This window comes from Vibrio sp. R15-SG3-ISO1A, from assembly GCF_059833955.1.
In genome coordinates, this window is sequence record NZ_JCBDGH010000054.1 from 1 (window position 1) to 20,251 (window position 20,251).

Here is a 20,251-nt window from a genome sequence, read left to right on the forward strand (position 1 = left end):
ATGTGGGCGTGCGTGGCACGCTCAAATGGAAAAAGCCTTGGGTGAACGATAAGGGCCACAGCTTTGACAGCAGTTTCTCTTTGTCGATTCCAGAGCAGACCATCACCGCAGGCTATAAAATACCGCTGCAAGACGCGCTCAATGAGTACTACCGCATTCAGTATGGGATGAAAAACCTCGACCAGCGGGACACGCAAAGTCTCGAGTCCAACTTATCTGTTGAACGCCATTGGGTGCTTGACAGCGGCTGGCACCGAACCGTGTATGTTCGCTATTTGCTCGAAAGTTACGAGCAAGGCTTGCAAGACGATACCGGACACTTCCTTCTACCGGGTATCTCCTTCTCACGCAGTCGTGTTCGTGGCGGCACTATGCCGATGTGGGGGGACAGACAAAGCGTCACCATAGAGTATGGCGACCCGAGCGTGATTTCCGAAACGCGTGTGACGCGCATTATGGGCGGCACCACCTGGATTCGTGGCATTGGTCAGAACCATCGCGGCATTTTACGTGTCGATGGCGGGGCGAACATCGCCGAAGAGTTTGACAAGCTGTCGCCGTCACTGCGTTTCTTTGCCGGTGGTGACAATAATCTGCGCGGCTACGGGTATGAGTCGGTCTCTCCGGTGGATGAAAGTGGCGCCCTGACCGGTGCCAAGTACATTGCTACCTCCACTTTAGAGTATCAATATCGCGTGCACGGCAACTGGTGGGGCGCGCTGTTTTTCGACTACGGTGATGCCTTTAATGACACACCCGATTTCAAACGGGGGACGGGTTTTGGCGTTCGCTGGGCGTCGCCGGTTGGGCCTGTGAGACTGGATTTTGCTTGGGGATTGGATGCGGATCCGGGTGATGAGTTCCGTGTCCACTTTACTCTGGGGCCAGATCTATGAAAAAGCGCATTCTCACTTGGACAAAATGGCTAACGGTACTGACGACAGGGATACTTACTGCGCTGCTGGTGCTTGTCGGGGTCATCCTCTTTACCAATCCTGGGCTCAATGTCTTGGTTTGGGCGGCGAATGCGTTTGTGCCGCAGTTAACGATCGAAGGGCACAGTGGGGCTCTCTTTCCACGTTTTAGTCTCCATCAAGTGCGCTATGTGGATGAGGACTTATCCCTTGATGTTGCCGCCAACAAACTCACGTTAGCGATCAATCCCAACTGTTTTACTGAGCCGTCGGTCTGTATTGATGAGATAGCGATGGATGGATTGGACTTTCACATGCCGACGCTGCCGAGCAGTGATGAGTCTGCCGCCGCAGAGGAAGAGGATGAGCCACTGACAGCGATCACCGCACCTGTACCCATTCAAATCAGCCGTATTGCGCTGTCCAATATCAATCTGGATATTTTGGGCAACCAGATCGCGTGGCAGCGTTTCTCGTCTGGAATAAGCTTCCAAGGCAACCGACTGGTGTTGAGCAAAACGCAGCTTGATGGTACTCGCGTGGCATTGGCGCCGAGTGATCCTCAAGCACCACAGGCTCAAAGCGCCGCGCCAGACAGTGACGCCTCCTCACCGATCGTCTTGTCGGACATTACCCTGCCGCTGCAAATCCAACTTTCTCGCTTAGACATCAACGACTTTAGGCTAGAGCAAGAGACACCGCTGGTGGTCAACCACCTAGGGCTTTCAGCGACCGCTCGTGGATCGCGGATACAGGTGGCAACGCTGGAGCTTGATATGCCACAAGGAGAAGCCAACTTACGCGCCGATGTCACCTTAAAAGGTGATTATCCGCTGAGTGCTTCACTTGACGCTATGGTGAAAGACCCGATTGCTAATGGCCAAGTTATTGCGCTTAACCTTGAAGGCAGTGTGCGTGACTTGGCATTGGACGCCGAGTTATCGGGTTTGGCACTGGGCCAAATTGAAGCGCATTTAGCGAGCTTAGATCCCGATTTACCGTTTGAGCTTCACCTGCGTGATGTTGATGCCAGCTGGCCGCTCAGCGGGGAGTCGGATTATCGTGTGGTGTTGCCAGAGTTTTCTGCCCAGGGCTCGTTGCAAGGTTTTCACCTCAATCTGCAAGGGGTGTTGAGCGGAGAAAGCATTCCAGAGCTCGACCTGGCGCTTAAAGGGCAGGGGGATATAGGTCAGATTGAATTGACTGATTTTCTGCTCAAAACGTTAGGCGGTGAAGTTGAAGGTTCACTGCGTGCGGGGTGGCAAGAGCAAGTGAGTTGGGGCGCTAACTTAGCCCTTAGCCATATCCAACCGGGTTTGCAGTGGCCTCAAGCGGAAGGTGACATCAGTGGCACGCTTGAAACCGCAGGCGGTCTGACGGCCCAAGGCGGTTGGCGTGTGGAACGCACCGACCTCAACATTGATGGTCTATTGCGTGGCTATCCGCTTAATATTGCTGGTGATATCGAGGCGTCGGACGCGGCAGGAGATGGCAATGTTCGCGCTAAAACGTCGGGCTTAGTGCTCTCTCATGGCCCTAACAAGATTGCCGCACAGGGCGAGTTGGATAAGCAGTGGGATATGTTACTGACATTGACCTTGCCACAACTTTCAAAAACAGTGCCTGATCTCAAAGGTCAGATTCTGGGGCAAGTGGCGCTGAGCGGAGCGATGACTGAGCCAACCTTAGGGCTAGACATCAACGCCAACCGATTAGCCTGGCAAACCTTAGCGCATATTGGCAGCGCGAGCATCAAGGGCAAGGTGACCCCACTGCCTGTGCCGCAAGGCGCTCTACAATTGAACGTTAAGCAGGCGACGGTTCAAGGCGAGCAGATTGAGAGTGTCGCACTGACCTTTTCTGGCTCGCAACAGCAACATAAGCTCAGCTTAGATCTGCTATCTGAGTTGGTGACGAGCCATATCGACTTGCGTGGTGCATTGACGTTAGAGCCGCAGCTGAAGTGGCAGGGCGAACTAGAAGAGGTATCGTTCTCCACCCTGCAGGGCGAATGGATGCTGGCTGACACCACCGCACTGGGCTTTGACGCTGAGCGTAACCAAGTGATGGTTGCGGCGCACTGTTGGCTGCAGTCGGATTCCGCGTTGTGTTTGGATGAGGATATTCAAGTGGGGGAAAGCGGTGAAGCCGCGCTCTCTTTGTCGCAGTTTAATGTCAATCAACTGCATGCCTTTATCCCACCCACCACTCAGCTCAAAGCTGAAGTGAATGCTAATGTGTGGGCGAAATGGTCGCCAGAGACACCGCCTGAAGTAAAAGCCTCGGTGTCGATGCCTGCCGGTCAAGTGACGCAAAAGCTCGAAGAAAATGTCACCTTGGCGTGGCATGCGGTGACACTGGAGGCCGCGCTAGCAAATAACCGTTTGGATGCCGACTGGCTGATTGATGTGCGCGACAATGGCGACCTTTCTGGCCAAGTGAGTCTCCCTAACGTATTGGACGCCAACCCCAAGATCGACGCCAAGCTCGCGTTAACTCCGTTCCACATTGATTTTCTTGCGCCATTAATCGGCGATTTTAGTGAGCTAAAATCGACCATCAGTACCGATCTCGCCATCAGCGGTGCGGTAACGCAACCGAAAGTCGAGGGGCAACTGCTGATCGATAAGATGTCGCTGAAAGGGGAGCTCTCTCCGGTAGAAGTGGATTCAGGTCGAGTGAGCCTCGAACTCAACGGTTATGATGCGCTGCTCGCGGCAAAATTGACCACGCCAGATGGCGATTTGGAACTCTCCGGTGAAGCCGAGTGGCGTGAGCTAAGTAACTGGAACGCGCAACTGCGAGTGTACGCTGAAGAGCTGCTGGTCAATGTGCCGCCTATGGTGGCGCTGAAAGTGCAGCCGGATATGACGATATCGGCCTCGCCTAAATTGGCGCGCGTGGATGGAAGCATTCATCTGCCTTGGGGGCGTATTATCGTCGAAGAGCTACCGCCGAGTGCCATTGGCGTCTCAGACGATCAAGTGTTACTTGATAAAGATCTCCAACCTGTTGAGAACGCCACCGAAGTGCCGTTTAATCTCGAAACCAATATTAATATCAGCATTGGCGATGACTTCAAGCTAGTGGCGTTTGGGCTTGAAGGCGGACTGAAAGGTAACTTGAATGTGGCGCAAAAAGACAAAGGTCCGTTTGTCCAAGGTGAAATCAACATTGTCGATGGTTCGTATCGCTCCTTTGGTCAAGATTTGATCATCAGTGAAGGTAAGATTTTGATGAATGGGCCAGTGGATCAGCCCTATGTGCAGATCACAGCGATTCGAAATCCCGATAACACCCAAGACGACGTGACGGCCGGGGTCAAAGTGACTGGACCGGCCGATGAGCCATCGGTCACCATCTTCTCTGACCCCGCCATGCCGCAAGCGAATGCGCTATCCTATCTATTGCGTGGTCAAGACATTGATGGCGAAGCAGGCGGCAACGCGATGACCACCACACTCATTGGTTTGAGCCTAGCGAAAAGCGGCAAAGTGGTGGGCGAAATTGGCGAAGCCTTTGGCGTTCAGGATCTGCAGTTGGATACCGCGGGCTCGGGTGATGACTCTCAGGTCACGGTGAGTGGTTATATTCTCCCTGGCTTGCAGGTTAAATATGGGGTCGGCATTTTTGACTCGGTGGGCGAGTTTACGGTGCGTTACCGCTTAATGCAGGATCTTTATTTAGAGGCGGTCTCTGGTGTGAGTAGCGCTGTGGATCTGCTCTATCAATTTGAGTTTGATTAATAGTGACTCTAACACAGAGCCGACGTTGAGACACACTCAGACAGAGAAAGGAAATAGGGGCGGGCAATGCAACATCTATTGTTTGTTTATGGCACCTTGCGCAAAGGGGAGTCGAACCAAGATTTTTTAGCTGGCTCGCAGTGTTTGGGTCACTTTGATACACCGCCCTTTTATGCGCTGTATGATTTGGGGCCCTATCCGGCGGTGATTGAAGGACATGATTCGATCTCAGGTGAAGTCTATTTGATCGATGATGTCACGCTCGCACGTATAGATGAACTAGAAGATGTGCCGGTAGAGTATCGCCGAGAGCGCATCGATACGCCGTTTGGTCAGGCTTGGATTTACCTCTACCAAGATGTCAGCCAATTGGATGTGTTGATTGCATCGGGCGATTGGTGCCAGCGCGTCTAGCGCCATTTTATGGTGAGAACAAGCGTTCAATAAGGAGAGTCCTATGTTAGCGCTGAAACGTACCATCATACCCGTCGGGGCGTTCGTCGCCCTGTTACTCACAGGCTGTACCACTGTCACTACGCCAACGTCTAACGTCGATCAAGATTGGTATCAGTTCGGTGTTGATCGCGGTGAAAACGGCTTACTGAACTTGTCTCAATCCAAGTTAGCCAAAGCGGATGAAGCTGGCTATTTGAACGACGACCGTTATGCCGCCTATTTGGCAGGGTATGAGCAAGGTCGCGGTCAATATTGTCAGCAAAACGCCTACATGCTTGGTGTGATGGGCAAACCCTATTATGGGGTGTGCGACCGTCTTGATCCCTTCTTCCAGCAAGACTATGTCTCAGGTCGTACTTCCACGGCAGGTTCGGGTTTTTAATGGTTGAATACCGATAAAGAAAACGGCCAGAGTTTCACTGCTCTGGCCGTTTTCTTTTAGTCAATGAGTCACGGTGGTTGGGTGAGGATTACTTACTCGCGCGCTCAAACGACTCGAGAATCTCTTGGCGCGCGGCATCGACGTCTTCCCAGCCCTCCACTTTGACCCATTTGCCGCTTTCGAGCTCTTTGTAGCGCTCAAAAAAGTGGGTAATTTGCGCTTTGAGCAGTTCAGGAATATCACCGACATCTTGGATGTGTTCGTACTCTTTGGAGATTTTACTGTGCGGCACGGCGAGCACTTTGGCATCTTCACCTGATTCATCGGTCATTTTCAATACACCGACAGGGCGACAGCGAATCACACTACCTGGCATCAAGGGATAAGGGGTCGGCACTAGGACATCAACCGGGTCACCATCTAAAGAGAGTGTGTGATTCACATAGCCATAGTTACATGGATAGAACATAGGCGCGGACATAAAACGGTCCACAAATACCGCGCCAGAATCTTTGTCGACCTCGTACTTGATCGGATCGGCATTGGCCGGAATTTCGATGACGACATAAATGTCATCCGGGAGTGATTTCCCTGCAGGGACGTGATTAAGACTCATGGGCAAGCTTCCTTGTTATTGGTCGATATGTAGGCAAATACCTTACCGCTAAACTTGGTTTTTTGTAAATGACGGACGATGAGAGCTTGGTCAAGAAAACACCGATTGTGAAGCGCAGCGACTGAGGGAAGTGATGGAAGTTCATAAAAAAACAAGGCGCTCAGTGAGCGCCTTGGGGAGAATAGCTGGGCCTTATTGGTCTTTGTATTCTGCGAGGAAAGATTCGACTTTCTTGACCATGTTTTTTGAGCCAACAAAGAAAGGCACACGCTGGTGCAGCTCTGTAGGTTCAATATCCATGATGCGTTTCTCACCGTCTGAAGCAATACCGCCCGCCTGCTCAATAATGAACGCCATTGGGTTGCACTCATAAAGAAGGCGCAGTTTGCCGTTCGGGTGGCTTTGCGTGCTTGGGTACAGGTAAATGCCGCCTTTCAGCAGGTTACGGTGGAAGTCCGACACCAAAGAGCCAATGTAGCGAGACGTGTACGGGCGACCGTCATTCGGTTCGTTCTCTTGGCAGAATTTGATGTACTTTTTCACGCCCATTGGGAAACGGAAGTAGTTACCTTCGTTAATTGAGTAGATGCGGCCATCTTCTGGCACCATCATATTCTCATGAGACAAGCAGAACGTACCGATCGATGGATCGTAGGTAAAGCCATTGACGCCATTGCCTGTGGTGTAGACAAGCATGGTTGATGAACCGTAAATCACATAACCGGCCGCGACTTGCTTGTTGCCTGGTTGAAGGAAGTCTTCTTCTGTCGGTGGGGTACCGATAGGAGAGACGCGGCGATAGATAGAGAAAATCGTTCCGACAGAGACGTTAACATCGATGTTAGATGAGCCATCGAGTGGATCCATCAATACCACGTATTTGGCGTTTTTGTTCAGTTCTTTATTGAACGCGACCGCCTCATCTTCTTCTTCACTTGCTACGCCACACACTTGATCGCGTGCTTCAAGTGCTGCTTTGAACTTCTCGTTCGCGTAAACATCCAGTTTTTGTTGGGCTTCGCCCTGAATGTTTTCACTACCAACGGCACCGGTGATATCACCAAGGCCAGCCGCGTTTATTTCGCGGTTGACGATTTTAGCCGCAAGGCGAATCGACGACAGTAGGGATGATAGATCACCGCTAGCGTGGGGGAAGTCCGTCTGTTTTTCAACAATGAACTCGCCAAGGGTGCGCATTCCAGACATGTTTATTCCTTAAAATCGCATAAGTTTGGGGGGAGTTGGGCAACCTCTTGCCATTTTATTGTTGGGGCGCAAGAGGGACGAAGCTATGCGTGAGCTTTTGTTTTTGCCTTGAGCAATTGTAAAACCATGATCTTATTATTGGTAACGAACTAACTGTCTAACCTCTCAATTTTTTTGGTAATTATTCAAATATTTTCACGGTTTTTCATCTTGAACAAACTTTGCTCGATTGTGCCAAGATTTCACATCCGAAGGACAAAGAGGTTCGCTTTTCAAGCCATTATCGCCATAATGAGCACTTCAAATTAGCCTTTTCAGGATCACTCTATGCATATTCATATCTTGGGAATTTGTGGCACCTTTATGGGAGGAGCGGCAATTTTAGCGCGTCAATTGGGGCACAAAGTCACCGGCAGTGACGCCAATGTGTACCCGCCCATGAGCACGCTACTTGAATCGCAAGGTATTGAAATTATAGAAGGGTTTGATCCGGCGCAGTTAAATCCGGCGCCCGATTTGGTGGTGATCGGTAATGCGATGAGCCGTGGTAACCCGTGTGTCGAGCATGCGCTTGACAGCAACCTGCGTTACACCTCCGGCCCGCAGTGGCTGCAAGAGTTTCTGCTGCATGACCGATGGGTACTGGCGGTCGCGGGAACGCACGGCAAAACCACCACATCCAGTATGCTCGCTTGGATTCTGGAAGATTGCGGTTATGAACCCGGTTTTCTCGTGGGGGGCGTGCTTGGCAACTTTGGTTTGTCGGCAAGATTGGGCAACAGCCCGTTTTTCATAGTTGAAGCTGATGAATACGACAGCGCTTTTTTCGATAAGCGTTCTAAGTTCGTTCATTACCATCCACGTACCTTGGTCATGAATAACCTTGAGTTCGATCATGCAGACATCTTCGATGATCTGGAAGCGATTAAGCGCCAATTCCATCATCTGGTGAGAACCGTACCAGGCAATGGGCGTCTGTTTACTCCTCAATCGGACCAGGCGCTGCAAGACGTTATTGCCCGTGGCTGCTGGAGCGAACAAGAGTACACAGGGTGTGAATCTGGCTGGCAAGCGCAAAAACAGGCCCAAGATGGCAGTGTCTTTGATGTCTTATTGGCGGGAGAAATAGTGGGTCGAGTGACGTGGGATTTAGTCGGCGATCACAACGTCAGCAATGCGTTGATGGCCATCGCGGCGGCGCGCCATGTGGGTGTCACTCCGGATCACGCTTGTGAGGCGTTAGGGCGCTTTATTAATACCAAACGCCGCTTGGAGTTAAAAGGGCAGGTCAATGACATCACTGTGTATGACGACTTTGCTCATCATCCAACGGCGATTGAACTGACATTGGGCGGCTTACGTAACAAGGTGGGTCAATCCCGAATCCTTGCGGTGTTGGAGCCGCGCAGTGCAACCATGAAACGCGGGGTGCACAAAGAGACGCTCGCGGCCTCATTGCAGGCGGCCGATGAAGTGTTCCTCTTTCAACCTGAGTCTATTACCTGGTCGGTGAGTGAGATTGCCGAGCAGTGCGCGCAACCTGCTTATGTCTCTGACGACATCGACGAGTTGGTGCGCAATATCGCTCGGCATGCTCGCCCCGGCGATCAGATTCTGGTGATGAGTAACGGCGGGTTTGGCGGAATTCACGACAAACTGTTAGCGCAATTAGCCCAATAATAAGAGATACGCACAATGGCTGAAAAATCCATCACCCTCGCTTTTACCGGAGCCTCAGGCGCGCCTTATGGGCTGCGTCTGTTGCAGTGCTTGTTGGCCGCGGACTATCAGGTTTACCTGCTGGTTTCATCGGCGGCGCGAGTGGTGTTGGCCACCGAGCACGGATTAAAACTGCCTGCCAACCCAGACAGCGCCAAGCAAGCCTTGGTCGCCCATCTCAGCTGCGACCCGGCTAAATTAGTGGTGTGCGGCAAAGAGGACTGGTTCTCGCCCGTGGCCTCTGGCTCAGCGGCGCCCAAGCAGATGGTGGTTTGCCCTTGTTCGGCGGGCAGTGTGGCAGCGATTGCTCATGGTATGTCCGATAATTTGATTGAACGCGCCGCCGATGTGGTGATGAAAGAGCGTGGTCAATTGCTGCTGGTGGTTCGAGAAACGCCTTTCTCAACCTTGCACCTTGAGAACATGCACAAGCTCTCGCAGATGGGCGTCACCATTATGCCGGCCGCGCCCGGTTTTTATCACCAACCTAAATCGATAGACGATCTTATTGATTTTATGGTCGCGCGCATTTTGGATCACCTCGGCATCGAGCAATCCTTGGTGGCGCGCTGGGGCTATGATCAACGTAACGATTCGTGATTGCGTCTTGTTGGGCCGTCACGCAAGTATGGCTATTGTAGGGCAGACCTATTACAATCAAGCCGAACCTCATCGGGGAGCTATTCATTCACTGAATGACGCTGAGATCGAGCTTTGCTCGGGACCCGTAGACCTGAACCAGATAATGCTGGCGTAGGAATTGAGCGAGGACATCAGACGTCTGTTTGTCCCTCAGACCTGCGTGGCTCAACAAGGAGAGCGAGCAGTGAAATCCACTTTTATCCCTTCATTTATGCCACTTTGTGCCGCCGTGGCACTGACGTCTTTTTCTGCAACCGCAGCCGATACGTTAACCGTGTATACCTATGACTCTTTCGCTGCCGATTGGGGCCCAGGCCCAGTGGTAAAAAAAGCGTTTGAAGCACAGTGCGACTGTACGTTGAATTTTGTAGCTTTGGATGATGGCGTCTCTATTCTCAATCGCTTGAGACTGGAAGGCGACAATAGCAAAGCCGACATTGTGTTGGGGTTAGATAACAACTTGATGGCAGAAGCGCAGCAAACCGGTTTGTTGGCTGAGCATAGCGTCGATACGTCATCCGTCACCTTGCCAGGCGGCTGGTCCAATACGACCTTTGTGCCGTACGACTACGGTTACTTCGCGTTTGTCTACAACAAAGAGACCTTGGCTGAGCCACCGACTAGCCTCAAAGCGCTGGTGGAATCAAATGACGACTTAACAGTCATCTACCAAGACCCGCGTACCTCAACCCCGGGTCAAGGTTTGATGCTGTGGATGAAATCTGTCTATGGCGACGAAGCGCCGCAGGCGTGGAAAGCGTTGGCGAAAAAGACAGTGACGGTCACGAAAGGGTGGTCAGAAGCGTACTCGATGTTCTTAAAAGGCGAGTCTGACATGGTGCTCTCTTACACCACGTCACCTGCGTACCATCTGATTGCCGAAAATGAGGCTAAGTTCGCTGCGGCGAATTTCGCGGAAGGTCATTACACTCAAGTAGAAGTGGCCGCCAAAGTTAAAACGAGCGCGAACAGCGAGTTGGCGGATGTCTTTATGCAGTTTATCCTCAGCGATGACTTTCAGTCGGCCATGCCCACAGGGAACTGGATGTACCCTGTCACTGACGTCGCGTTGCCAGAAGGGTATCAAAGCCTGACGAAGCCAAGCCAAGCCTTGAGCTTTAGCGCTGAAGATGTGGCTACCCACCGCAAAGCGTGGATTCGTGAATGGCAAAACGCGTTGACCTTCTAAGGTTAGGCGTTCGTGCAATCTGTCCCTAAATTAGGCGTATGGGTCGCGATGTTGATCGCGGCCTTTGTCGTTTCTGCGTTGCTGGCCTTGCTCAATCAAGCGCCTTCCCTCGATCTGCGCGTCATTTGGCAAGACCCTTATTACCGCCACGTTACCCAATTTAGCTTCTATCAATCTTTCCTCTCAACGCTACTCAGTGTCGGCTTGGCGATCCCCGTCGCCCATGCTTTGTCGCGGCGGCAGTTTATCGGCAAAGCCTTGGTACTCAAGCTGTTTGCGACCACTTTGGTACTTCCTGTCTTGGTGGGGGTGTTTGGCTTGCTGGCAATTTATGGGCGCAGTGGTTGGCTGGCGACACAGCTTGTGCAGTGGGATCTCTCGTTGCCATTTAATATTTACGGTTTGCATGGCATTTTGCTCGCGCACCTCTTTTTTAATCTTCCTTATGCGGCGCGTTTGCTGCTGCAATCACTAGAGTCGATTCCGGCGGAGCAACACAAACTGTGCGCCCACTTAGGCATGGGCCATTGGCAAAAGTTTAAGTGGGTCGAATGGCCGCGGATGAGGCAGCAATTAGCGCCCGTTTGCGGGTTGGTGTTTATGCTCTGCTTTACCAGTTTTGCCACTGTTATGGCATTGGGCGGCGGGCCCAAATCGACCACTATTGAGCTCGCGATTTACCAAGCGATCAAGTTTGATTTTGATTTGCAAGCGGGCGCGTTACTGGCAATTTGGCAAATGCTGCTATGTGGCTTAATGGCGTTATCGATTCAACGTTTCGCTCGACCTATTGCCATTTCGATGGGCAGCGACGCACCAACTGCGTTGGTGGTGAAAGACAGTCTATTCTCTAAGTGCTGGGATGGCGCTTGGATAGGTTTTAGCTTGCTGTTAGTGTTGCCGCCTCTTGGGATGGTACTAGCCAGTGGTATGAATTCTCAGGCGCTGAGTGTGCTGAGTGATGGCCGATTTTGGTCCGCGCTCGGGGCGTCACTGAAAGTGGCAAGCATGGCGAGCGTTATCGCTGTCAGTGCGGGCACGGCGATTTTATTATCTAGCCGAAGACTGCGCCTCAATCAACGTGAGAAAACCGCGGATAAGATAGAGCTGCTCGGGACCATCATTCTGGTGACCCCAGGATTAGTGATCTCGACTGGGCTCTTTTTGCTGCTCCGTTCGTGGACGGATGCGCTCAGCTACGCCCTGGTCGTTGTTGTTGCGGTCAACGCGTTAATGGGGCTGCCTTATGTGATCAAAACCTTGGCTCAGCCGATGTTGCAACTTGAGCAGCAGTATCAGTACCTTTGTGCAACCCTTGGGATCCGCGGTTGGTGCCGTTTACGAGTGGTGGAGTGGCGTGCATTAAAACGACCGCTGGCGCACGCGTTTGCCATCAGCTTTATGTTTTCTATGGGTGATCTCAGTGCCATCGCGCTGTTTGGCAGTCAGGAGTTTCGTACTCTTCCGCTCTACCTGTTCCAACTGCTCGGCAGTTACCAAATGGACGCGGCGGCGGTCGTATCAGTCACTTTACTGCTTTTGAGTGTGGGCTGTTTTGCGCTGATGGAGCGCCTGTTTCGCCCTCGCTCTGCTTCTACCCCCACCAATAGGAGTCACTATGCTCACTCTCAGTGACCTGCATTACGATTATCATGCCGAGTCATTTCAGTTTGATCTGCACGTTGAGGCAGGGCAAATCGTCGCGCTAATGGGACCCAGTGGCGCAGGGAAGTCGACCTTGCTCGCCTTGATGGCGGGTTTTATTGAACCATTAAGCGGTGAAATTTTAGCGCAAGGTCAAACGCTCAACGGGCTGGCGCCTTATCAGCGCCCGTTTGCGATGTTGTTTCAAGAGCACAACTTGTTTGCTCACCTTTCCGTGTCGGAAAACATCGGCCTTGGATTGGATCCCGGCTTGAAGTTGTCTGCAACGCAGAAACAGGCGGTAGTGCAAGCGGCGCAGCAGGTGGGGGTGGCGGAGTATTTGTCTCGATTGCCGCATGAGCTCTCTGGTGGCCAGCGTCAACGGGTTGCGTTAGCGCGCTGCTTTGTACAGTCTGCGCCGATATGGCTGCTAGACGAGCCCTTTTCAGCGCTCGATCCTTTGCTCAGGTTAGAGATGCTATCACTGGTCAAACAGTTGGCGAGTGAGCGTGATATTACGGTAGTAATGGTGACGCACCACTTAGGTGATGCCAAAGCGATCGCAACGCATTTTGCGTTTGTATCACAAGGTCATGTCGCAGCGACTGGGCCGATTTCAGAGCTAGCGGCGACCCACTCGGACCCTAGCCTCGGCGCATTTGTTCAGGCGGCCACCACTGCGCACAACTGAGCGCTATAACAATGGGCTAGAAAGCAGAGATAAAAAAAAGCGGATAAGTGTGCACTTATCCGCTTCAACCATCACTGAGTAAGAGCGTGTTATTGTGGCTCTTCACTGCTCAATGCTTTGAGGATCTGGAAAATCTCTCGATACGCTTTAGCTGGCTTGTTGGCTTGCTTTTCTTTGTTCGCCTGACGAGCAAGCTGACGTAAACGCTGACGGTCCGCATCCGGATACAGCGTCAATACCTCTTCAATGGCGCTGTCGCCCTCTTCCACCACACGGTCACGCAGTTGCTCTAATTTGTGCAGCAGCGCCGTGGTTTGAGAGTGCTTGTTACGGACTTTATCCAGCGCCGCTTGAATTGGCTCTGGGTCTTCGTGACGCATCAATTTGCCGATAAACTGCAACTGACGACGGCGCGCTTCGTTTTTAAAACGCTGCGCATCGCGAATCGCATCGGCCAAGTCTTCGCTGAGTGGAAATTTTTCCAACACAGAGGGCTTGAGGTTAACGAGCTCTTCACCCAGTTTCTGCAGCTCTTCCATGTCACGCTTCAACTCGGATTTACTTACCCAGATGATCTCTTCTTCTGGTTCCCATGGCGCTTTTTGATTTTTGCGAGCCATTTTCATACCTTCATTTGAACGTCTATTTCTCTATTTTAACAAGAATCATGGGGAGAAAGCGAAATTCTTGTTATCCTAGCGACAAAGCAACGACTGATGAAGAGAATATGGACGTAAAAAAGCAAGTGGCACAGCAGCGTATCGAGCTTGAAGCTGCCGTCGCGAAAGCGTTAGAGATGGCGGGTGAAAAAGCGGATGCCGCGGAAGTTGCCATCAGTAAAACCACAGGTTTAAGCGTATCGACTCGCATGTGTGAGGTCGAAAATGTGGAGTTCAACAGTGACGGTGCACTCGGTATTACCGTCTACCGCAATCAGCGTAAAGGCAGCGCCTCAACGTCAGACTTAAGCGAAAAAGCGATTCAACAGACGGTATTGGCGGCACTTGATATCGCTCAATACACATCAGAAGATCAGTACGCAGGCCCAGCACCGGCTGAACTGATGGTCAAAGATATTCCTGATTTGGATCTGTTTCACCCCGATACGCCTGACCCTGACCACGCGGCAAAAATGGCGATTGAAGCGGAGCAAGAAGCGCTCAGCTACAGCGATAAGATCAAGCAAAGTGATGGCGCCAGCTACGATAGCCATTATGGCGTCAAAGTGTACGGCAACAGCCACGGCTTACTGGCGAGTTATGCCTCAAGTCGCCATAGCATCAGTTGCTGTGTGATTGGTCAAGGCCAAAACGGTGAAATGGAACGTGACTACAGCTACACAGTGGCGCGTCACAAAGACGACCTGTGGACGCCGAAATCCGTGGGCCTGAGCGCAGCGGAGAAAACCGTCAGTCGTTTAGACGCGCAGAAGCTCAAAACCGGTCAGTACCCGATCATGTTTGCGGCGGATGTCGCAACGGGTCTACTCGGTCACCTTGTGATGGCGATCAGTGGTGGCAACTTGTACCGCAAATCCTCGTTTCTTCTTGATCATCTTGGTCAGCAAATTCTACCCAGCTGGTTCCAAGTCGACGAGCGTCCCCATGTGTTGCGTGGTCTGGCGTCAAGCCCGTTTGATAGCGAAGGCGTTGCGACGCAAGATAGACAAATTATCACTGACGGCGTGTTATCCACTTACCTATTGACCAGCTATGCGGCGCGTAAAATGTCGATGACGCCAACCGGTCATGCGGGGGGCATCCACAACTGGTACGTGCAATCAACTGGGCAAGATTTTGATCAAATGCTTAAGGCGCTGGACACCGGCTTTTTGGTTACAGAAGTGATGGGGCAGGGGGTGAATATCGTGACGGGCGATTACTCGCGCGGCGCAGCCGGTTTTTGGGTTGAGAATGGTCAAATCCAATTCCCTGTCTCTGAGGTGACCATCGCAGGCAATCTCAAGCAGATGTTCAACCAAATAGTGGCTGTCGGCAGTGATGTGGAAACCCGTTCGCAGATTCAAACCGGTTCTATCTTGCTTGAGTCAATGAAAGTGGCGGGCGAATAAGCCTCACTATTTGACGTAGCGATGCATCAGCGACGAAACTCGAGAGTGCTTCGTCGCTGATGTGTATTTATAGTGCTGTTAGCGCTCAAACAGCTCGACATGCAACTTCTGAATCGCTTGTTTGGCTTCTGATTCACGCAGTAAGAAACAGAGGTTGTGCTGGCTAGCGCCGTAACAAATCATTCGTAAGTTAAAGTCTTCAAGTGTACCAAATACTTGTTTTGCATAGCCTTTGCTCTCGCTCATGTTGTTACCAATCAAGGCGACGACGGAGAGGTTGTGTTCCACTTTCACGCTGCACAGCTCTTCAAGCTCTTCACGCGCGGCTTGAGGTAACGACGGCGCACCGCCAGAGGTACCTGTTTGATCAAGCGTTAATGAGACACTGATTTCAGAGGTGGTGATCAAATCGACCGAGACCTTATGCTTGGCCAAGATCTCAAACACTTTGGCTAGAAAGCCGTAAGCATGGAACATTTTCGCGCTGCGCAGCGTCACCATGGTTTGGTTGTTACGTAGGGCTAGGGCGCGAAACAGCGGTGAGCTTTCCACTTGATGACGAATCCAAGTACCGCCTTGCTCTGGCGCTTTCGAGGAACCGACAAACACCGGAATATCATGGCGCAGAGCAGGGACTAGGGTCGAAGGGTGCAGGATCTTGGCGCCAAAATTCGCCATCTCTGACGCTTCGCTGAAGCTAATTTCTGCAATCGGTGCCGCATTCGGGGCAATGCGCGGGTCTGTGGTGTAGATTCCCGGTACATCAGTCCAAATTTCTAAGCCAGAGGCTTGCACTGCCTCGGCAATCAAAGCCGCACTGTAATCACTGCCACCACGGCCAAGGGTAGTGGTGTTGCCTTCTTCATCGGAACCAATAAAGCCTTGTGTCACCACAACGTGCTCGCGGCACAGTGGCAGCAAGGTGTCACTGGCAAGCTCACGAATGGCGGCAACATCCGGTTCTGCGCGGCCAAAGTGGCTGTCAGTGCGCAGTACATCGCGAATATCAAAGCGTACCGCGTTGATGCCGCGCTCAATCATCAGTTGGGTTAAAATGTGGGTCGACATCAGTTCACCACACGCAACAAGGTGATCAGTCAACTTATTGCTGGCTTGAATCGAGGCCGCTTCCGCAAGACTGGTGACCGTATCAAGCAGGCTGTACACTTCACTCGCCGCATGGGTTGGATCATTGAGTTGATTAAGAATCGCATCATGAATCTCAGCGAGCTGAGTCAGAATATCGCTGCGTTGCTGCTGATCTTGTACGCCGTTCGCCAGCGCGACCAATAGATTTGTTACCCCTGAACAGGCACTGCTGACCACCAGTTTTGTCTCTGGATTATTCTCAACGATCGCCGCACAACGGCTCATCGCTTCAAAGTTTGCAACACTTGTCCCACCAAATTTAGCAACGTTAAAATTGCTCACGGCATTTCTCCCACAACTTCCTGAATATTGAGTCTTTCCTTTGCGTGAGGTGAGGATGAGCGAGAGTAGAGGTAGGTATGGAGTACGACCTCAGAAGCTCATCACCAGACGGCGCTGATGACAGTTGATGGGACTCAACCCAAGTCAACCGACAGACTTAAACCACAATATAAGCCTACCTCGGCACTACTCCCCCTCAGAATGTTGTTTTGGAATTGTGGCTCCACAACATGCCTACCTGGGTAGTGCTCCTCTTCTGCAAAAAGCATAATTGTTTGTACAACAGGGTGACGAATTGTCTTGCCACCGCTTTCGCATTGAACGTGTTTATCCTCTTAATGTCAATGCGAAATTTACGGGTTAAAGACGATAGGTTCGGTTTGTGAGGCTGGTATGACCTGTCGACTTTTTGCGCATTGCTGCGCCGGATGAATTCGATTATGGTGAAGAGATAACAACAAGAACACCCTCATGATTCAAAAGGAGTTGCCAATGACTTACCAAAGTTTTATCCCCCCTCGCCGTATTTTGATGGGCCCTGGTCCATCCGATATTTCCCCACAGGTACTGCAAGCTTTGAGCCGCCCGACGGTGGGCCACCTTGACCCGCTTTTTATCCAGATGATGGACGAACTCAAGCAGCTGCTTAAATACGCCTTTCAGACCAACAATGAGTTTACGATTGCCGTCTCGGCACCAGGCAGTGCAGGTATGGAGACCTGCTTTGTTAACTTGATTGAGCCGGGGGACAAAGTCATCGTCTGCCGCAATGGCGTGTTTGGCGAACGCATGCGAGAGAACGTGGTACGCTGCGGCGGTGAAGCGGTGCTGGTCGATGATGAATGGGGAGCGCCGGTTTCGGTAGAGAAAGTTCGTGATGCATTGCAGGCGCATCCTGATGCCAAGCTCCTCGCGTTTGTCCATGCGGAGACATCGACAGGGGCATGCAGCGATGCGAAGACGCTGGGCGCGCTTGCTAAAGAATTTAATGTGTTGTCGATCGTCGATGCGGTGACGTCATTGGGTGGTGTGCCACTCAAAGTCGATGAGTGGCAACTTGATGCGGTCTACTCGGGCAGTCAAAAGTGCCTCTCTTGTACGCCGGGCCTCTCTCCTGTGACCTTCTCCAGTGCAGCGATTGAGAAAATCACCGCTCGTCAAACCCCGGTGCAAAGTTGGTTTTTAGACCAAAGTTTGGTGCTCGGTTACTGGAGTGGAGAGGGCAAGCGCAGTTACCACCACACAGCGCCCGTCAACAGTCTCTATGCACTGCATGAAGCTTTGCTGATGCTCAAAAATGAAGGGTTAGAAAACGCGTGGCGTCGCCATCAGCAGATGCACCACAAGCTCAAGGCTGGCTTATTAGCGCTTGGCTTTGAGTTTGTGGTGGAAGAGTCCGCACGCTTGCCGCAACTGAATGCGATTTATGTTCCTGAGGGAATTGATGAAGCCCAAGTGCGCAGCCACCTTCTTGATACGTACAATCTGGAAATTGGTGCCGGGCTTGGCGCATTGGCGGGCAAGGCGTGGCGGATTGGCCTAATGGGCTATGGTGCGCGTGAGGAGAACGTCGCGCTCTGTTTACAAGCGCTTAAAGAGTCGCTCGGATTAGAGTCGCTCGGATAGAGTCGCTTGGCGAGCAAATCGACTTATTAATGATTGCAGATGGCTCTCCAGTTCGGAGAGCCTTTTCTTATCTACTTTTTGTTTTCTTTTTATTCTTCGTCTGTACGAAGCAGTGCGTCGGTTGTCGGTGGCACGTATTGCACGTCTGAGAAATCGCGCCGCGGAAACAGAAACTGCGCTTCGGCTCGGATTTGCTCCGCTTTTTCACTGTCATTCAAACCTTGGTAGGCCAGAATCAAGTTGTTGTAGAATGCCGGTCTTGGTTTGTGGGTAATCACGCCCAGCGACCAATCCACGTACGGTTGAATAAATTCAGGGTTTTGCTGGTGCAGGCCAATATTGAGATAGGTGCTGTAGATGTCCCAGTCAAAACGCTCCTGCCAGACAATCGGGTTACTGACTCGGTTAAGGATATCCGGATCTTTCGGTTTGGAGAGCTCAAACTGCGTCAATATGTAGTTGGTGTGCAGCGTGGTGATCATGTAAAACGACGTCACCAGCGGCAAGACCAAACTTGCTACGCGCAGTCCAGTCTGCGATACGATGCTCAATCGCGCATATCGGTAGGCGCGCTTACGTTGGTCGACCCAGTAAATCAATAGGATAAAGGTTACCCAATGAATCGCTGAGTGATAAAACGGATATTCTAATTGGGTGTGGAGCACGATGGGGATAAAGAGCGAGAAAATCGCCAAACGTGTGCCATTCTTCGCTGCGTAGATACGATACAGCACCAAAATGGCCGCGATCAACATAGCCAAAATCGGCAGCACGCCCCCCTCTACGCCCCAATATAAGGTTTCGTTGTGTGGGTGATCCATTGATGCAAGCCCAGGCGGGTAACTGGCGTTGAGCTGATGTTGACGCGCCGTATAGACCAAGTATTCAGCTTCAAAACGCCCGTAACCATAGCCAGTAAATGGCTTTTCAATCAGCATATCGAGCGTCTGAGGGAAGGTGTATTGTCTGGGCCCTTCTAGATTCACCTTTCGCTCTGCTAGGGTGTTGTTCTCACCGATTAACGTGGTTCCTAAGCCAATGGTGACGCCAATAAGCACAGAGACGAGCCACCCGACGGCGCGTTTTTTGGTGGCAAAGCGCATCAAATAAGGGATCAGCAGCACGACGACCAGCAGCGCACTGAGCCAACCTGTCCGAGAGGCGAGCACCACCAGTAGGGGCAGCACGATGGCGGGTACCAGATAGAGCAGCGCCACATGGCTGACTTTGCGTTGATATTTAATGGGTTGACGGGTCAGCAAATAGCCAGACAGCGCAAGCCCTGTGGCTAAGAAGCTCGCCATGACGTTCGGTTGCTGAAAAATGCCGTAAGGACGATTGGCGTCGGTGTTATAGCCAAAGGGATTGCCGGGTTCGAGTACTAGGTACTGTACCCAGCCAAACAAGGCCTCAATGAACACGGCGATAACCACAAACCACAACAGCCTTTGACGCTGAGGGTTACTAAAACGAAATTGTTGCAGCACGGCAAACAGCAAAAAACCGGCCCACAATCCGCTTAATCGCGCGACCGACAATGACAGCTCAGAGTGCGGATAGAGCACGGGCACGGTCATGATCACACAACAAAGAAACAGACCTATGGTCAATTTGTTGTAACGAATTTGGCCACGTGTCCCAACTTGATAAAGCCCAAGAGCGATAGCGACTGAGCTCAGCAGCCAAGTGGGTGGGTTAAAGGCAAGGGCCAAGCCTGAACCGCCTGGGTTCGGCATGAAGAAATGCATCGCGACAAGGTAGACTAGGCCAATCATAGCCAAGAAAGGTTTCGTTAGAGGGCGAGCTTGTGTGCGTGCTTGAAGCTGCGTGCCTGCCACGTGGGTGGTTGCCATAGTGTTCCTTTCCAGCAAATAAAACGGGCTGGCACTAAGAAGCACGCCAGCCCGTTTACTTTACT

The 20,251-nt window shown here is 51.8% G+C and carries 16 protein-coding genes and 2 riboswitches; of the genes, 11 read left to right on the forward strand and 5 right to left on the reverse strand.

Going from position 1 to position 20,251, the window contains the following annotated elements; all coding sequences use genetic code 11:
- From AC6R0L_RS07690 to AC6R0L_RS07705, 4 genes are all read left to right on the forward strand, one after another.
- On the forward strand, nt 1-896 hold an 896-nt coding region (locus AC6R0L_RS07690; RefSeq protein ID WP_500628786.1), incomplete at its 5' end, for an autotransporter assembly complex protein TamA.
- Complete coding sequence (gene tamB, locus AC6R0L_RS07695) at nt 893-4,660, forward strand: autotransporter assembly complex protein TamB (RefSeq protein ID WP_500628787.1); 3,768 nt, start codon at nt 893-895, stop codon at nt 4,658-4,660. The genes AC6R0L_RS07690 and tamB, both read left to right, overlap by 4 nt.
- A gap of 66 nt (nt 4,661-4,726) precedes the next feature.
- The gene (locus AC6R0L_RS07700; protein ID WP_334555009.1) at nt 4,727-5,074 is read left to right on the forward strand and encodes a gamma-glutamylcyclotransferase family protein; all 348 of its coding nucleotides are present in this window, start codon (nt 4,727-4,729) and stop codon (nt 5,072-5,074) included.
- Between the two features lie 43 nt (nt 5,075-5,117).
- Complete coding sequence (locus AC6R0L_RS07705; protein ID WP_500628788.1) at nt 5,118-5,498, forward strand: DUF2799 domain-containing protein; 381 nt, start codon at nt 5,118-5,120, stop codon at nt 5,496-5,498.
- Nucleotides 5,499-5,586: 88 nt separating this feature from the next.
- Here AC6R0L_RS07705 and ppa read toward each other — a convergent pair whose 3' ends face one another.
- Both ppa and fbp read right to left on the reverse strand, forming a co-directional pair.
- Entirely contained in the window at nt 5,587-6,114 is a 528-nt protein-coding gene (gene ppa / locus AC6R0L_RS07710) for an inorganic diphosphatase (RefSeq protein ID WP_500628789.1), read from the reverse strand.
- A gap of 192 nt (nt 6,115-6,306) precedes the next feature.
- Nucleotides 6,307-7,320, reverse strand: a complete 1,014-nt coding sequence (gene fbp, locus AC6R0L_RS07715; RefSeq protein WP_334555012.1) for a class 1 fructose-bisphosphatase — start codon at nt 7,318-7,320, stop codon at nt 6,307-6,309.
- Nucleotides 7,321-7,647: 327 nt separating this feature from the next.
- Between fbp and mpl the strand changes: the two genes are divergently transcribed.
- The 5 genes from mpl (at nt 7,648) to thiQ (ending at nt 13,205) form a co-directional block, all read left to right on the forward strand.
- Nucleotides 7,648-9,000 (forward strand): UDP-N-acetylmuramate:L-alanyl-gamma-D-glutamyl-meso-diaminopimelate ligase, encoded by a 1,353-nt coding sequence (gene mpl, locus AC6R0L_RS07720; protein WP_500628790.1) that lies wholly within the window; start codon nt 7,648-7,650, stop codon nt 8,998-9,000.
- Between the two features lie 15 nt (nt 9,001-9,015).
- Nucleotides 9,016-9,639, forward strand: coding sequence for a flavin prenyltransferase UbiX (locus AC6R0L_RS07725; protein WP_500625653.1), 624 nt, complete (start codon nt 9,016-9,018; stop codon nt 9,637-9,639).
- A gap of 63 nt (nt 9,640-9,702) precedes the next feature.
- A riboswitch (TPP riboswitch) is annotated at nt 9,703-9,816 on the forward strand.
- Nucleotides 9,817-9,892: 76 nt separating this feature from the next.
- Nucleotides 9,893-10,870 carry a thiamine ABC transporter substrate binding subunit gene (gene thiB, locus AC6R0L_RS07730; RefSeq protein WP_500628797.1) on the forward strand — a complete coding sequence of 326 codons (978 nt, stop codon included), beginning with the start codon at nt 9,893-9,895 and terminating at the stop codon, nt 10,868-10,870.
- Nucleotides 10,871-10,918: 48 nt separating this feature from the next.
- Nucleotides 10,919-12,505, forward strand: coding sequence for a thiamine/thiamine pyrophosphate ABC transporter permease ThiP (thiP, locus tag AC6R0L_RS07735; protein WP_487901820.1), 1,587 nt, complete (start codon nt 10,919-10,921; stop codon nt 12,503-12,505).
- Nucleotides 12,489-13,205 carry a thiamine ABC transporter ATP-binding protein gene (gene thiQ / locus AC6R0L_RS07740; protein WP_487901802.1) on the forward strand — a complete coding sequence of 239 codons (717 nt, stop codon included), beginning with the start codon at nt 12,489-12,491 and terminating at the stop codon, nt 13,203-13,205. The genes thiP and thiQ overlap by 17 nt, the downstream gene beginning before the upstream one ends.
- A gap of 89 nt (nt 13,206-13,294) precedes the next feature.
- Here the strand turns inward: thiQ and yjgA are convergent, their stop codons facing one another.
- The gene (gene yjgA / locus AC6R0L_RS07745) at nt 13,295-13,825 is read right to left on the reverse strand and encodes a ribosome biogenesis factor YjgA (RefSeq protein WP_334555017.1); all 531 of its coding nucleotides are present in this window, start codon (nt 13,823-13,825) and stop codon (nt 13,295-13,297) included.
- A 107-nt stretch (nt 13,826-13,932) separates the two neighbouring features.
- Between yjgA and pmbA the strand changes: the two genes are divergently transcribed.
- A complete protein-coding gene (gene pmbA, locus AC6R0L_RS07750) occupies nt 13,933-15,276 on the forward strand; it encodes a metalloprotease PmbA (protein ID WP_500628791.1) in 1,344 nt (447 codons plus the stop codon).
- 78 nt (nt 15,277-15,354) lie between these two features.
- Here pmbA and lysC read toward each other — a convergent pair whose 3' ends face one another.
- Entirely contained in the window at nt 15,355-16,707 is a 1,353-nt protein-coding gene (gene lysC, locus AC6R0L_RS07755) for a lysine-sensitive aspartokinase 3 (RefSeq protein ID WP_334555019.1), read from the reverse strand.
- Nucleotides 16,708-16,793: 86 nt separating this feature from the next.
- Nucleotides 16,794-16,971, reverse strand: a riboswitch (Lysine riboswitch).
- Between the two features lie 228 nt (nt 16,972-17,199).
- Here lysC and AC6R0L_RS07760 point away from each other — a divergent pair.
- Entirely contained in the window at nt 17,200-18,333 is a 1,134-nt protein-coding gene (locus tag AC6R0L_RS07760) for a pyridoxal-phosphate-dependent aminotransferase family protein (protein WP_500628792.1), read from the forward strand.
- 89 nt (nt 18,334-18,422) lie between these two features.
- On the opposite strand, the gene AC6R0L_RS07765 is transcribed toward AC6R0L_RS07760, so the two are convergent.
- Nucleotides 18,423-20,186: a PglL family O-oligosaccharyltransferase gene (locus AC6R0L_RS07765; RefSeq protein WP_500628793.1), complete on the reverse strand. Its 1,764-nt coding sequence runs from the start codon at nt 20,184-20,186 to the stop codon at nt 18,423-18,425.
- Nucleotides 20,187-20,251 lie beyond the last annotated feature (65 nt).

Excerpts from the sequence above, each read along its gene's own strand:
- pmbA (WP_500628791.1), top strand. The coding sequence starts at position 13,933 with ATGGACGTAAAAAAGCAAGTGGCACAGCAGCGTATCGAGCTTGAAGCT.
- fbp (WP_334555012.1), bottom strand. The coding sequence starts at position 7,320 with ATGTCTGGAATGCGCACCCTTGGCGAGTTCATTGTTGAAAAACAGACG.
- thiB (WP_500628797.1), top strand. The coding sequence starts at position 9,893 with ATGCCACTTTGTGCCGCCGTGGCACTGACGTCTTTTTCTGCAACCGCA.
- yjgA (WP_334555017.1), bottom strand. The coding sequence starts at position 13,825 with ATGGCTCGCAAAAATCAAAAAGCGCCATGGGAACCAGAAGAAGAGATC.
- AC6R0L_RS07725 (WP_500625653.1), top strand. The coding sequence starts at position 9,016 with ATGGCTGAAAAATCCATCACCCTCGCTTTTACCGGAGCCTCAGGCGCG.
- tamB (WP_500628787.1), top strand. The coding sequence starts at position 893 with ATGAAAAAGCGCATTCTCACTTGGACAAAATGGCTAACGGTACTGACG.
- thiP (WP_487901820.1), top strand. The coding sequence starts at position 10,919 with ATGTTGATCGCGGCCTTTGTCGTTTCTGCGTTGCTGGCCTTGCTCAAT.
- thiQ (WP_487901802.1), top strand. The coding sequence starts at position 12,489 with ATGCTCACTCTCAGTGACCTGCATTACGATTATCATGCCGAGTCATTT.
- AC6R0L_RS07760 (WP_500628792.1), top strand. The coding sequence starts at position 17,200 with ATGACTTACCAAAGTTTTATCCCCCCTCGCCGTATTTTGATGGGCCCT.
- AC6R0L_RS07700 (WP_334555009.1), top strand. The coding sequence starts at position 4,727 with ATGCAACATCTATTGTTTGTTTATGGCACCTTGCGCAAAGGGGAGTCG.
- ppa (WP_500628789.1), bottom strand. The coding sequence starts at position 6,114 with ATGAGTCTTAATCACGTCCCTGCAGGGAAATCACTCCCGGATGACATT.
- AC6R0L_RS07705 (WP_500628788.1), top strand. The coding sequence starts at position 5,118 with ATGTTAGCGCTGAAACGTACCATCATACCCGTCGGGGCGTTCGTCGCC.
- AC6R0L_RS07765 (WP_500628793.1), bottom strand. The coding sequence starts at position 20,186 with ATGGCAACCACCCACGTGGCAGGCACGCAGCTTCAAGCACGCACACAA.
- mpl (WP_500628790.1), top strand. The coding sequence starts at position 7,648 with ATGCATATTCATATCTTGGGAATTTGTGGCACCTTTATGGGAGGAGCG.